The sequence below is a fragment of the Streptomyces sp. SID5469 genome, assembly GCF_009862865.1.
Classification (GTDB): Bacteria; Actinomycetota; Actinomycetes; order Streptomycetales; family Streptomycetaceae; genus Streptomyces; species Streptomyces avermitilis.
Genome location: NZ_WWIN01000001.1, coordinates 819956 through 832380, shown reverse-complemented (window position 1 = coordinate 832380; position 12425 = coordinate 819956). Strand labels below are relative to the sequence as shown.

Genomic DNA, 12425 nt, shown 5'->3' with positions numbered 1-12425 from the left:
GCCTTCTTCGCCAGCCACAGGTCATGCAGTTTCTCGTCTTGTGGGTCTTCAGGAGCCGACAGGCCAAGTTCTCTGCGATCGAGTATCAGCTCGACTCGTTGCGCGGCAGCCAGGAAGCCCAGGATGGCTTCTTTGCGCTCAGCGCGGACTCCGTCCGTGCGCTGCTGCCGATCGCGTTGACTTCGACGCGGGTTGCCAGATGCTGCCCGACGAGGGCTCCCACGGTCCCGAGAAGGACACCGATCAGGGCGAAAACAGTGCCCCCAGTAACTCCATCCATGACGCACACCCTGGTACATGGACGCCGAGCCGCAGTGGAAGTTCGTGAACACCCAGCGCCACAAGTTTCGTGACTGTCATGGCTGGGTGAGGATGCGGATGCGGAGGAGTTCAAAGGGCGCCCTGCGATACATAGCCCTCTTGAGGGCTTTCACCCGGTTCACATGCCCCTCGACGATCCCCGCACTCCATTGAGCGTTGTTCAACCTGAATTCGCTGGTCATGGGGCTGGCGTGGACGGGGGCTGAGATGCTCGTGCCGGTCGTGGGTGTGATCGGTAGCGGGTGATCATCCGGCACATTCCCGGTTCGCCGGAATCGCGATGCCGGGTCTGGAGTGCCTCGTAGGCTCGGAGGAGAGCCGGGGCCGTTGGCGGCGGGGTTCGGTCAGCCGCTTTCCCGGTAGTTCATGAACCAGTGGGTGTCGAAATAGCGGGCCATCGTGAATGGGTGGTGCGGGTCGATGAGGATGCGGCAGACGAACTTCGCGGCCTGGCAGTCAAAGGGGACGTCCTTGTTGTCAAAGGACCGGACCACGACGGGCCAGCGGTCGGGGTCGTCACCGTCGGCCCTCCAGCAGTACAGGTCCTCGTGTTCAGTGCCCGCCCAGATGAGCAGACCGTCCCTTCTGAGATCCGTCCACGGCTCCTGGTTCAGGTCCAGGTATCCGTCGAAGGCGCCTTCGCCGAACGTCTCGACCATGCGTTTGTAGTCGCTCGGCAGCGCGGTGCCCAGACGCGATTCCACCTCCGCCCAGTCCACGTCCGGCCGCTGGGCGGGCCGTGTCCAGCCGGTGATCCGTATGAGCCGCTCCATCCAGTCGACGTCCTCGTCTTCATCCGGAGCGACCGCCAAGGGTTCTGGCACTTCCCTGTGAGCGACCACCAACACCGGCCGCTCGGCTCCCTTGGCGTCCCGTGCCGTACCCGTGCCGACCCACTGATCCCCGTACGCCCACGCCCTTATCTTCACGGCCCGGTCCTCGAAGGGGACGAGAAGAGCCGCGCCCCTGGACTCGTCGACCGTCGGATCGGTGAAGCCATCGAGGACAAGGGTGCGCGCGGCGCCGTACCTGCCGTCGAGCAGGTCGGTCAGGTCCTGCGGGTCCAGGTCGCTGGGCAGATACATGTAGCTGTCTCCTGGGCCGAGTTGGGCCAGCAGGTCGTTGACGGTCGCTTGCGTGAGCTCCATGGCGGACAGTGAAGCGCACCGCACCGACAATAGGCACCGTCCGACCTAAAGCTACAGGTCACAGGGCTGGCGGGGGCCGATGCCGGGATGCTGCTGGTCCCGCAGCGCGCTCTCGTCCATGTCCGGCTCGCGATGTGGGACCAGCAGCATCCCGCCTGCACCAGGAGTCGTCGTCACTCGCTCCAACTCCTGCACCACAGCCGGGTCGTCGGCCTGCCCGTTCCCCTCGGCCTCGATGAACTGCCCGATCACCACCTCCGCTGCCTCCAGCCGGGCCACCTCGGCATCGATCTCGGCGAGCTCCTTGCGCAGCCGTTCGGCGCGATCGGCCAGCACGACCCTCCGCTGCATCACCCAGACCAGCAGTGAGGCAATCCCGGCCCGGCATCGCGATTCCGGCGAACCGGGAATGTGTCGGATGATCACCTGCTACCGATCACACCCACGACCGGCACGAGCATCTCAGCCCCTGCCCACGCCAGCCCCATGACCAGCGAATTCCGGTTGAACAACGCTCATTCCAGGGTGAGGCCTGCGGGGACGGCGTCGAGGTCCTGGCGGAGGAAGCCGGCGAAGCCTTGCATCGGCTTGGGGGGCCTGTTCGGCCTGGCGGATCCACTCCAGAAGAAGGTATCCGCGCCGATGGCGGATGAGATCGGCGAACGTGCGGGCGAGGTCGCAGGCCCGGGTGATGTCCGGGCAGGCGAACCGGACCTCCAGCAGCTGACTTTTACCGCCTTGGCTAATACTCCAGCCGTAGATCGTGATCTCGATGGTGAGGGGCGTCGAGGCGGCAGGTGTCCAGCGTGGATCATCTCGCCCGAGATCGCCCATGCCGTCGCGGGCGTCGGCTCCTTCTCCGTCTAACCGAGTTCACCGCGACGGAGGGCGTCCCTTATCTCGCTGAGCTTCGCGGTCGTTGCCGGGGTCCGCTCCTGTGCTTGTTCAGCAAGTCGGAGGGCATCGTCGATCTCGCTGAGCTTCCTGGAGGACAGGACGGCCGCCCGCTCTATCAGGTCGTCCCGGGACACGGTGGTCAGCCACGTGCACGGGGTGAAGCCCGGACGCGGGAACGCGAGCCGCAGCACGCCTTCGAGCGGCAGCCCTTCACCGGCGCCGACCGTCACTTCGATGCCCAGACCGCTGATGTCGAGGCCCGCCGGAGCGACGACCTGCATCACCTGGAACCCGGACGCGTCGTCTCCTGACAGCAGTACGACCAACCTCCGCTCGTCGAACTGGACCCACCAGACTTCGCCACGTTGCACAAGCCCTCCGATACACAGGACGGCAGGCAGACGCTGCGCGACCTGACGCGGTGTGGAGACGGGTGCGGCCACCGTTGATCATCGGTGTGTGAAGACAAACAATCATGCGGTGGCCGCAGGTCACAGCGTAGACCCTGCCTGCTGGCGGGAGGCCTTCGAGGGCCTGATGAGCCGGATAGCGGGACGCTTCACACGGGTCGAATCCCGACGCCGGGCCCGGAAGTTGGTACTCGGCCTGTTGTCGGACCTGCCGCGCAAGAACTGCTGGACCATCGCCGAGTGGGCCGGGGACAGGACCCCGGACGACATGCAGCACCTGCTCGAGAGGGCGAAGTGGGATGCCGACCAGGTCCGCGACGAGGTGGGTGACTACGTGGTGGAGCATCTGCACGACGACGAGGCGGTGCTGGTGGTCGACGAGACCGGCGACGTGAAGAAGGGCACCGACACCGTTGGAGTCCAGCGGCAGTACACCGGCACCGCGGGCAGGATCGAGAACGCCCAGGTCGCCGTCTACCTGGTCTACGCCGGCCGCCGCGGGCACGCCGCAGTGGACCGGGAACTCTATGTTCCGCGTTCCTGGACCTCCGATCCCGACCGCTGCCGGGCCGCCGGCCTCGGTGACAATACGGAGTTCGCGACCAAGCCGGAGCTGGCCGCTCGCACGGTCACCCGATTCCTCGACGCCGGCCATCGGGCCGCCTGGGTCGCGGGAGACGAGGTCTACGGCGACAACCCGAGGCTGCGCACCGCGCTGGAGGAACGCGGCACCGGCTACGTCCTCGCGGTGGCCTGCTCGCACGAAGTCACCACAGGCGCCGGGAGGTTTCGCGCCGACATGTTGGCCAGGAAGGTGCCCAAGAGCGCCTGGCAGAAGCTGTCCGCAGGGGCCGGAGCCGAGGGCCACCGCTTCTACGACTGGGCCGCCATCGACCTCACCGATCCCCGGCCCGGGAGCCGGCAGCTGCTGATCCGCCGCAACCGCAGCACCGGCGAACGTGCCTACTACCGCTGCTACTCGCCTGCCGCAGTGCCGCTGACCACCCTGGTGCGCGTCGCTGGGTCAAGGTGGCGGGTCGAGGAGTTATTCCAGTCCGGCAAGGGCCTGGCGGCCCTGGACGAGCACCAGGTCCGCCGCTACCCGTCCTGGTCCCGCTGGGTCACCCTGGCCATGCTCGCGCATGCCTTCCTCGCTGTCCTCCGCGCGAACGAACACGAGGGTCATCCCTCGCCCGACGAGCTGAAACCGCTCACTTGTGACGAGATCCAACGACTGTTCATCACGCTCGTCAACCGGACCGTCTTTGACCCTGTCCACCGACTTCGCTGGTCCGTCTGGCGACGCCGCCACCAGGCCCGATCCCAGACCAGCCACTACCGGCGTCAAGCCGCTCAAGCATGAAGATCACGATCTACGGCTGTAGTACTAACTCGGTGTCGATCCGCTCTTGCCGGGCGTGCGGCTGGGTGCGCCCGGTCGGCGTGCGCGGCGGTTTCAGCTACGGGTGCGAGGGTGGCGTTCCTGCCTCGGTATCGCTGCTCGCTGTGCTGGTCAGGATCGCGCCTGCGACGACGGCGAAGAGGTGATCGGCGCGGGGCGCGAGCGAGGGTTGGTCGCCGAGCCAGGCGAGCGCCTCCACCAGCGCGAACAGGTCGGCGCCGTCGATGTCGGTCCGCGCCATGCCCGCGGCCTGGGCACGGGTGAGGAGCCGCGCGCCGGCCGCGCGCAGAGTGACGCACGAAGCGTGGAGTGCGGACTCGGTGTCCTCGATGGCGGCTGCCATCAGCACGACCGCGCCCCGGTACTCGGTGGTCCACGCGACGCAGTCGCGTAGCCACGAAACGAGAGCGTCGTCGGGCGAGCTGGACGTTTCCAGGGCGCCCGCCTTGGCGGTCAGCTCGTCGAAGCTCGTGTGGAGCAGGGCATCGAGCAGCGCCTCGCGTGTCGGGAAGTGACGCAGCAGCGTCGCGAGTCCGACCTCGGCCCTGCGCGCGATGTCGCGCAGCGACACGTCCACGCCCTGCTCGGTGATGGCGGCGCCCGCTACCGCGAGCAGGTGGTCGCGGTTCTTCCTGGCGTCGGCCCGCATCGGCCCCCCTTGACTATCCGGATCAGTGGTCCATATATTCGGATCAGTGGTCCGCTTATGTGGACCGCTGATCCGAATAAGCCTATCCCGCGCCGCGGGCCGCCGACGAGCCACCCCTCCGGCCGTCACCGCCGTCCGCCGCAACAGCCGGGAGGCGGCGACGCGCCCCGGCCGTGACCACTACCTGTTGAACCGGTGACGCATTGGGCGTAATCCACCGACGTCAAGAAACAAGGACATCCCCATGAATCTGAAGCTCGAAATGATCGTGCTGCCCGTCTCCGACATCGACCGGGCCAAGGCCTTCTACGAGAAGGTCGGATTCCGCCTGGACGTCGACCACACGGCCAACGAGGACTTCCGGATCGTGCACTTCACGCCGCCCGGCTCCGAGTGCTCGATCATCTTCGGCGAGGGGATGACCCCCATCGCACCCGGCTCGTTCCAGGGCCTGTACCTCATCGTCTCCGACATCGAGGAGGCCCGCGCGGAGCTCACCGGCCGCGGCATCGAGGTCAGCGAGATCTTCCACGACGCAGGCGGCGTCTTCCACGGCCACGAGGGCGGGGACGTCACCCACCGCGGCCCCGGCCAGGAGCGGCTGGCCGGCCTGCACCCCGAGCGCGCCTCCTACGGCTCCTTCCTCACCTTCAGCGACCCGGACGGCAACGGCTGGGTGCTCCAGGAGGTCTCGCAGCGCCTGCCAGGCCGCTGACCACCGCACAAGCCGCCGTCCAAGGGCTGCAACGGGCCGTGTCCGGCCCGGATGGCAGCCGGTCCGGCCCAGTGGTTCTCGCGGCCCGGGCCGAAGGCCGGCACCGGACCGCCGGCCGAGCGCCAGGGTGCTCTCCGCCGCCCGGCGGTCGGCTGCCACAGGGCCGCCCCGGCCGAGCGGCCGCCGTGAGCGCCGCGGGGCCGAGAGACGGCTTTGCCGCCGGGGCCGTCCCAACCCGCGACCGCCCCCTCGGCCCCGTGCGGCGTGGCAGCCCGGGGCCGTCCGGCGGCGGGAAACGGCAAACAGGGCCGGTAATGGGCCGCGGCCGCCGGAGTGTCCGACCGAGCCACGGAAGCAATGAGGAACGAAACAGTGAGGAACGAAGTAATGAGGAACGCAGCAGTGAGGAACGCAGCAGTGATGAACGAGACAGCCCGCACCTACGACGTGATCGTCATCGGCGGGGGGCCGGTCGGCGAGAACGTGGCCGAACGCGCCCGCGCCGCAGGGCTCAGCGCCGTGATCGTGGAGCGCGAACTCCTTGGCGGAGAGTGCTCGTTCTGGGCCTGCGACCCGAGCAAGGCGCTGCTGCGGCCGGTGGTGGCACGTGCCGACGCGAGCCGCGTCCCCGGACTCGACCCGGCGGTGGCGGGGCCGCTGGACGTCGAGGCGGTCCTCGCACACCGCGACATGATGTCCTCGTACTGGAAGGACGAGGACCAGGCCGACTGGCTGAACGCGGTCTCCGTCGACCTCATACGCGGCCACGGCCGACTCACCGGCTGCAAGGAGGTGGCCGTGCAGACCTCTGAGGGCGACACCATCGCCCTGACCGCCCGGCACGCCGTCGCCGTCTCCACCGGCACCCGCGCCGCCCTGCCTCCCATCCCAGGATTCGACACCGTGCGCCCCTGGACCAGCCGCGAGGCCACCAGCGCCGACAAGGTGCCCGACCGCCTCGCCGTCGTCGGCGGTGGTGTGGTGGCCGTCGAGATGGCCACCGCCTGGCAGGCCCTCGGCTCCCAGGTGACCATGCTGGTCCTCGAGAACGGGCTCCTCGAGCGGATGGAGCCGTTCGCCGGCGAACTGGTCGCCGACGGACTGCGCGAAGCAGGCGTCGACATCCGCTTCAGCACCACCGTCACCTCCATGGCCCGCGAGGGCGGCGAGGACGGCGAGGTGCGGATCACGCTGTCCGACGGCAGGGAGCTGGCCGCGGACGAGATCCTGCTGGCGACCGGCCGCGCCCCGCAGACCCGCGACGTCGGCCTGGAGACCGTCGGTCTCACCCCCGGCGACTGGCTGACCGTCGACGACACCTTCCGGGTCACCGGCGTCGACGGCGGCTGGCTCTACGCCGTCGGCGACGTCAACCGCCGCGCCCTGATGACGCATCAGGGCAAGTACCAGGCCCGGATCGCCGGCACCGTCATCGGCGCCCGCGCCAAGGGAGAGCCCATCGACGACGCCCCCTGGGGCGCGCATGTCGCCACCGCCGACCACGCGGCCGTCCCCCAGGTCGTCTTCACCACTCCCGAGGTCGCCTCCGTCGGCCTGACCAGCCGCGAGGCCGAGCAGAGCGGACGCCGCATCGAGGTCGTCGACTACGACCTCGCCCGCGTCGCCGGCGCCCACCAGTACGGCGACGACTACCGTGGCCGGGCCCGCATGCTCATCGACACCGACCGCAACACCGTGGTGGGCGTCACCTTCGCCGGCCCCGGAGTCGGGGAACTGGTGCACTCGGCCACCATCGCGGTCGCCGGCGAGGTGCCCCTCGACCGGCTCTGGCACGCCGTCCCCGCCTTCCCCACCCTCGGCGAAGTCTGGCTGCGGCTGCTGGAGACCTACCGCGGCTGAGCATGCTCCGGCCGGCACGCGGGGCGGTCCTGACCTCCGCCGGGTGACTCGGTCGTCTGCGGGTGAGGAGCGATCCTCCTGTCCCGGTGGCCGGCAGTCTTCTTCGGTCGACGAGTCCGACCCGATGTCGAGTCACACAGACGGGTCGCACAGACGGGGCGGGGTCCAAGGCTCCGGCAATCCGGGAGTCCTGGGCTTCAACGGCCCACCCACGCCCCCTGCCACAGGCGCGCCAGCCAATCGGAACGATTCCGCACACTCAGCGCTCCTTCAGGACCTCGCCCACCTATTCGTCAACATTCAGGTGATCCTCTTTCATGGTCTTTCCTCCTTGCAGTGTCCGCTGCTCCATGGCTGCGACGGCGGACCTGCCCTTCTTTAGGCGCTGCGGGTTGTCGTGACCGCGGACACGACGACCCGCAGCCTGGACGGCGGCCAGGTCGCGAAGCACCGCCCCGACCCCTGGGTACAGGGCCAGCTGCTGGCGTTCAACCCCTGGATCCAAGATCAGCTGGCGCTGTTCGCGCACTACGGCGAACCCGGTCATCGGTAATGCGCGATCGACTCTCACGGGAGGGCGTGTACGTGGCGCCATGACCACAAGCGGCGGTCCTGAACCCGCGCGAGGAAGGGCGGTTGATCCGCTTCGACCGGGGAGCGAGGGCTACCTCGACGGGGCCCTGGCTCTGGACGACCTCAGCTTCGAGGCCGGGTCAGGAGAGACCGCGGTCCTGGTGGGCCCCTCCGGATGCGGCAAGACCACGTTGCTGCGCTTGATCAAACCGCATGGTCGAGCCTGACTTGGGCCGGGTCCTGCTGAACGGTCGGCACACCGCCACCATCGCCGCGTACGGCTGCGTCGAGGCAGCGGGCTGTGGGGGAGGGCGTCGGTGACCGCGCCCACGACGCCGTCAGTCCGTGCTCGGTGAACAGTCCCTTGAGTGCGGCGCGACGCGAGGCGCGCGGGTTCGCTGAATCCGGAGCAAGGCTGCCCGGGGAGCCGGGCCGTCGTGTCCCAGGGAAGTCGCTACTGTGTGCCGGTTCGCAGCCAGTTGACGTGCGCTCGCGCAGCGGCGCGCGCCGGAGCGTTTGGGGGCAGGGGTGGTGCGGCCGCGTGCGTCGGTCCGGCCGCCACGCTCCCTGCCGGGACCTTTTGGTGCGGGCCAGAGTGGGACGACGGTGAGCGGGGGCAGCCCGCTCCGGTCGGGATCCCAGGTGTCCTTGCGTGGATCGCGGCCGATGGGCAGGTGCCGGACGTACGGGCCGATTTGGGTGGGGTGCTCGCTTCCGGGCGGACCCGGTAGGGCATTTCTTGGGGAGGACCGATGAACGCGGTGGACCCGCTTATGTTCGACCGTCGTGTAGCGGTGGTGACCGGTGCTGGGCGTGGGCTGGGCCGGGAGCACGCGATGCTCTTGGCGACGCGGGGCGCGAGGGTGGTGGTCAACGACGTGGGAACCGGGATTGACGGTCGTGGGTCGTCAGCATCGCCCGCGCATGCGGTGGCCGAGGAAATCCTCGCGATGGGCGGCGAGGCCGTCGCGGACATTCACGACGTCTCCACTACGGCCGGCGCGCAGGCACTGGTTGCCACCGCCGACCAGCAGTGGGGGCGGCTGGACATCGTGGTCAACAACGCGGGGATCTCGATCCTGCGGCCGCTCACGGAGCTCTCCGACGACGAGTGCCGCCGGGTGCTGGACACGCACGTGGGCGGGACGTTGAACATGTTGCGTGCGGTCTGGCCGCACATGGTCGCATCCGGTTACGGGCGCATCGTCAACACGTGCTCGGATGCGCTGTTCGGCGACACTGGGCTCAGTGTCTACGCCGCGGGCAAGGGCGCCGTCCTGGGGCTGACGACTTCGCTGGCGGCCGAGGGCGCAGCGCACGGGATCAAGGTCAACGCGGTCGTCCCCATCGCCGGTACCCGTATGTCCCTGGAGGCGGTCCAGGGCGACGAACAGATGACCAGCCTCCTCACGTCACTGTTCCCCGCCCGGCATGTCGCGTCTGTGGTGGCGTTTTTGGCCCACGAGCGGGTGCCCTGCACCGGGGAGCTGCTCCACGCGGCCGGTCGCCGGGTGGGGCGGATCTTCCTGGGGGCCACAGACGGCATGCTCTTCAAGGAAGACCCGACTCCGGAAGCGATCTGCGAGCACTTCCTCTAGGTGGGCACTACGGAGTCCTTCCGCACGCCAGAAACCGTCGGCGCCTCCATGGCCTTCTCGCTCGGCCGGCTGGGCACCGGCGACACCGCCCCGCTCACCCTCGACCTCACCACACCGCCTTCCCAGACCTGAGGCCCGCTCCCGCGGCCCTTCGCCACGGGACCACTGCGTAGATGCCGGCGGAGTCTGCGGATCGGTTCCGGCCGGGGCCCGACGCGCCGTGTCGTGTCAGTGTGGCGACGTCAGGCGGGGGAGAGGTCGGGGCGTGCAAGGTGCCAGCGTGCGGGATGGTGCCATCGGCCGCAGGCGTCTCGGGCGACATCGACGCCGACTTCCACCACCAGCTTGGGCCGGACAGATCGGATGTCCGGCCTCCTGTGCCTGTGTCCGCGCACCGCACTTATCGCTTGCCCCTTGAGCGGAAACACAGAAAATCCGCCGCGGATCCAGCCACGATCCAGCCACCGAAACGACCGTCCGCGACCGTGGTTTCGACCCGGCGACCGGCGACCGGCGACCGGCGACCGGCGACCGGCAACCGTCGACGACCAGACCGAGAGCTGGAGCGACCGGAGGGCTACGACTACGAACCTCCGAGGGCTGATCCCGGTCCCGCAAGGTCGTCACCCCGAACCGAAAACCTCAGTAGTCGTCCGAGCCGGTAGCCGACGGCGGTACCTCGACGACGAAGAACAGGAAGCAGGTTTTGGTCGAAAGGTCATGGAAGGCGTCGGGGAACAGCTCAATGGCGGCCGGGTCGGGCTGCGGCTCGCTGATGACGGAAAGGCGGAAACCGGCGGTGGTGAAGGCATCGGTCATCGCGTGCAATGGCTTGCGCCAGAACTTCATCGGGACGGACTGCCCGTTGAACGTCCAGTCGAAGGTATAGCTGGTGGTCGCAAAGTAGTCGGGCCGAGGATCCTGGAACGTGTAGGCCACGAAAGGGTGGTCCACCGACGCGATCAGCCGGCCGCCGGGCCTGAGCACTCGCCGCAACTCGGCCAGCGTCGGCCCCCAGTCCTCCAGGTAGTGCAACACCAGCGACGCGACCACGTCGTCGAACGCACCGTCGTCGAACGGCAGGCGGTCGCTCAGGTCGACCACGTGCAGGGCTACGTCGTCACCGAGCCGCCGCCTGGCCAGCGCCAGCATCCCGGCGCTGGCGTCGATGCCGGTGACAACGGCACCGCGGTCGCGCAGTGCAGCGGACAGGGGGCCCGAGCCGCAGCCGGCGTCCAGGATCCGACGGCCGGCCACGTCTCCGGCGAGGGCTAACATCGCGGGCCGCGCGTAGTACGCGTTCACGAGGTTGTTCTCGGTTTCCGCCGAGTACGCCTCGGCGAAGCTGTCGTAGTCATTCACCCGGGCCGGATCGGCAGACTGGGCGGGACTCTCGGGCACATCGGTTATGCGTTCCATCGTCGCAGCCTAGTAGTCACATGATGCGCCGGACAGGCTCTAGCCCTCCCGCGCCCACGGCCGCAGTTTCTCCGGGTTGCGGACCGCCCAGATCCGGGTGACGCGCCCGTCGGAGACGTCGAAAGAGGCTACGGTCACGACGACGCCGGCGCGCTGGGCCACCAGGCCCGGCACACCGTTGACCGACCGCTCCAGGAGTTCGAGCCCAGGAGCCTTGTCGGCAATGGCCACCATGTACTGGGCGATGCGCGCGCCGCCCTCGACCGGGCGCAGGACCGTGCCGACCATGCCGCCGCCGTCGGCGGTCATCACGGCGGCCGGGTTGAGGAGATCGACGAGGGCTGCGATGTCCTTGGTCTCCCATGCCTCTTTGACGTGCCTCACCACGTCGGCCTGGCCGGTCGCCGTCACCGGAGTGCGCGCGACGCTCACCCGCCGCCGGGCGGAGGCCGCCAGCTGCTTGCAGGCCGCAGGGGTCCGGCCGAGAACGTCGGCGATCTCGGCGAACGGGTACCGGAAAACGTCGTGCAGGACGAACGCCACCCGCTCGGCGGGCGTCATCGACTCCAGGACGACGAGGAAGGCCATGGCCACCGACTCGTCCAGGACGATCTGGTCGACAGGGTCCGCAGGGCCGGTGGGGCCGGCGCCGCCCGCGCGGTCCCTCTCGGTGCGGTCGGGCAGCGGCTCGGGCAGCCACGCGCCGACATAGCGTTCACGACGGGCCCGCGCCGAGCCGAGCAGGTCCAGGCAGATGCGGCTGGTCACCGTCGTCAGCCAGGCGCCGGGGGACAGGATCTCCTCCTGCCGACTTCGTGGCAGCGCGTACCAGCGTGCGTAGGCATCCTGTACCGCGTCCTCGGCCTCGGTCACCGAACCGAGCAACCGGTAAGCGACATTGATCAGTTGGTGTCGCTCGCCGGCTATCCCATCGGTGCTCCCGACAGTCCCCATCTTCCGGCCGCCCCCTCGCCTTACCTTTCGCAGGCCCGCGTCGTCGGGCTGGTGAGACCTTATCGATCTACTGCCCGAGGGCGGAAAAGAGGACTGTGACATGGCCACTCAGGTGACGGCGACAGCGAACGCACAGCGCAGCGCCTCGTTCCTGCAGATCGCGATCGCCCTGCAGACCCTGACCATCTTCCTTCAGGCGGTCTCCGCCGGACTGCTGCTGACCTCGTCCTACGGAGAGACGCTGCACAGTGTCGGAGCCCGTGTGATGTACGGGGCGTCGATGCTGTATGTGCTCGCCGCGGTGCTGGCGTGGAAGCCGGGCGGCGGCTCGCCCCGGCCTGTCTGGCACGCCTCCGGTTTCCTCGTACTTGCCTCGGTCCAGGTCCTGCTCGGCATCGCGCACGTCCCGTCGGTCCATCTCCCCCTGGGAGTCCTGATGTTCGGTCTGAGTGTGCTGGCGCTGGCCCGGCGCTAAGGTC

The 12425-nt window shown here is 68.9% G+C and carries 14 protein-coding genes and 1 pseudogene; 8 read left to right on the top strand and 7 right to left on the bottom strand.

Features of this window, described 5'->3' with window-relative positions; genetic code table 11:
- Positions 1 to 85 precede the first annotated feature (85 nt).
- The 4 genes from GTY58_RS40315 to GTY58_RS03645 form a co-directional block, all read right to left on the bottom strand.
- Entirely contained in the window at positions 86 to 280 is a 195-nt protein-coding gene (locus tag GTY58_RS40315; RefSeq protein ID WP_137951498.1) for a hypothetical protein, read from the bottom strand.
- A gap of 385 nt (positions 281 to 665) precedes the next feature.
- Positions 666 to 1469 (bottom strand): SMI1/KNR4 family protein, encoded by an 804-nt coding sequence (locus tag GTY58_RS03655; RefSeq protein ID WP_037651138.1) that lies wholly within the window; start codon positions 1467 to 1469, stop codon positions 666 to 668.
- 51 nt (positions 1470 to 1520) lie between these two features.
- On the bottom strand, positions 1521 to 1820 hold the full coding sequence (locus GTY58_RS03650; RefSeq protein ID WP_042492703.1) for a hypothetical protein: 300 nt from the start codon (positions 1818 to 1820) through the stop codon (positions 1521 to 1523).
- A 512-nt stretch (positions 1821 to 2332) separates the two neighbouring features.
- Positions 2333 to 2737 carry a type II toxin-antitoxin system PemK/MazF family toxin gene (locus GTY58_RS03645; protein ID WP_031080431.1) on the bottom strand — a complete coding sequence of 135 codons (405 nt, stop codon included), beginning with the start codon at positions 2735 to 2737 and terminating at the stop codon, positions 2333 to 2335.
- Positions 2738 to 2903: 166 nt separating this feature from the next.
- On the opposite strand from GTY58_RS03645, the gene GTY58_RS03640 reads away from it, so the two are divergent.
- The gene (locus GTY58_RS03640; protein ID WP_076611994.1) at positions 2904 to 4139 is read left to right on the top strand and encodes an IS701-like element ISSav2 family transposase; all 1236 of its coding nucleotides are present in this window, start codon (positions 2904 to 2906) and stop codon (positions 4137 to 4139) included.
- Positions 4140 to 4236: 97 nt separating this feature from the next.
- Here the strand turns inward: GTY58_RS03640 and GTY58_RS03635 are convergent, their stop codons facing one another.
- Positions 4237 to 4827, bottom strand: a complete 591-nt coding sequence (locus GTY58_RS03635; RefSeq protein ID WP_010982107.1) for a TetR/AcrR family transcriptional regulator — start codon at positions 4825 to 4827, stop codon at positions 4237 to 4239.
- Between the two features lie 244 nt (positions 4828 to 5071).
- On the opposite strand from GTY58_RS03635, the gene GTY58_RS03630 reads away from it, so the two are divergent.
- The 6 genes and pseudogenes from GTY58_RS03630 to GTY58_RS41250 all read left to right on the top strand — a co-directional run bounded on the left by GTY58_RS03630 (position 5072) and on the right by GTY58_RS41250 (position 9705).
- The gene (locus GTY58_RS03630) at positions 5072 to 5542 is read left to right on the top strand and encodes a VOC family protein (protein ID WP_010982106.1); all 471 of its coding nucleotides are present in this window, start codon (positions 5072 to 5074) and stop codon (positions 5540 to 5542) included.
- 420 nt (positions 5543 to 5962) lie between these two features.
- Entirely contained in the window at positions 5963 to 7402 is a 1440-nt protein-coding gene (locus GTY58_RS03625) for an NAD(P)/FAD-dependent oxidoreductase (protein ID WP_010982105.1), read from the top strand.
- Positions 7403 to 7799: 397 nt separating this feature from the next.
- Positions 7800 to 7955 carry a hypothetical protein gene (locus GTY58_RS03620; RefSeq protein ID WP_010982104.1) on the top strand — a complete coding sequence of 52 codons (156 nt, stop codon included), beginning with the start codon at positions 7800 to 7802 and terminating at the stop codon, positions 7953 to 7955.
- 118 nt (positions 7956 to 8073) lie between these two features.
- Positions 8074 to 8181, top strand: a pseudogene (locus GTY58_RS40310) (ATP-binding cassette domain-containing protein); the annotation flags it as partial.
- 546 nt (positions 8182 to 8727) lie between these two features.
- Positions 8728 to 9573, top strand: coding sequence for an SDR family NAD(P)-dependent oxidoreductase (locus tag GTY58_RS03610; RefSeq protein WP_010982103.1), 846 nt, complete (start codon positions 8728 to 8730; stop codon positions 9571 to 9573).
- Positions 9574 to 9705, top strand: coding sequence for a hypothetical protein (locus tag GTY58_RS41250; RefSeq protein WP_255253750.1), 132 nt, complete (start codon positions 9574 to 9576; stop codon positions 9703 to 9705).
- Between the two features lie 510 nt (positions 9706 to 10215).
- Here GTY58_RS41250 and GTY58_RS03600 read toward each other — a convergent pair.
- Together GTY58_RS03600 and sigJ are read right to left on the bottom strand one after the other, a co-directional pair.
- Complete coding sequence (locus GTY58_RS03600) at positions 10216 to 10992, bottom strand: class I SAM-dependent methyltransferase (RefSeq protein ID WP_010982102.1); 777 nt, start codon at positions 10990 to 10992, stop codon at positions 10216 to 10218.
- Positions 10993 to 11031: 39 nt separating this feature from the next.
- On the bottom strand, positions 11032 to 11946 hold the full coding sequence (gene sigJ, locus GTY58_RS03595; protein WP_010982101.1) for an RNA polymerase sigma factor SigJ: 915 nt from the start codon (positions 11944 to 11946) through the stop codon (positions 11032 to 11034).
- Between the two features lie 100 nt (positions 11947 to 12046).
- Between sigJ and GTY58_RS03590 the strand changes: the two genes are divergently transcribed.
- A complete protein-coding gene (locus tag GTY58_RS03590; RefSeq protein WP_010982100.1) occupies positions 12047 to 12421 on the top strand; it encodes a hypothetical protein in 375 nt (124 codons plus the stop codon).
- Positions 12422 to 12425 lie beyond the last annotated feature (4 nt).

Coding starts and splice junctions, on each gene's coding strand:
- GTY58_RS03625 (WP_010982105.1), top strand. CDS start 5,963: ATGAACGAGACAGCCCGCACCTACGACGTGATCGTCATCGGCGGGGGG.
- GTY58_RS03655 (WP_037651138.1), bottom strand. CDS start 1,469: ATGGAGCTCACGCAAGCGACCGTCAACGACCTGCTGGCCCAACTCGGC.
- sigJ (WP_010982101.1), bottom strand. CDS start 11,946: ATGGGGACTGTCGGGAGCACCGATGGGATAGCCGGCGAGCGACACCAA.
- GTY58_RS03630 (WP_010982106.1), top strand. CDS start 5,072: ATGAATCTGAAGCTCGAAATGATCGTGCTGCCCGTCTCCGACATCGAC.
- GTY58_RS03635 (WP_010982107.1), bottom strand. CDS start 4,827: ATGCGGGCCGACGCCAGGAAGAACCGCGACCACCTGCTCGCGGTAGCG.
- GTY58_RS03590 (WP_010982100.1), top strand. CDS start 12,047: ATGGCCACTCAGGTGACGGCGACAGCGAACGCACAGCGCAGCGCCTCG.
- GTY58_RS03640 (WP_076611994.1), top strand. CDS start 2,904: ATGAGCCGGATAGCGGGACGCTTCACACGGGTCGAATCCCGACGCCGG.
- GTY58_RS03600 (WP_010982102.1), bottom strand. CDS start 10,992: ATGGAACGCATAACCGATGTGCCCGAGAGTCCCGCCCAGTCTGCCGAT.
- GTY58_RS03650 (WP_042492703.1), bottom strand. CDS start 1,820: ATGCAGCGGAGGGTCGTGCTGGCCGATCGCGCCGAACGGCTGCGCAAG.
- GTY58_RS03610 (WP_010982103.1), top strand. CDS start 8,728: ATGAACGCGGTGGACCCGCTTATGTTCGACCGTCGTGTAGCGGTGGTG.
- GTY58_RS40315 (WP_137951498.1), bottom strand. CDS start 280: ATGGATGGAGTTACTGGGGGCACTGTTTTCGCCCTGATCGGTGTCCTT.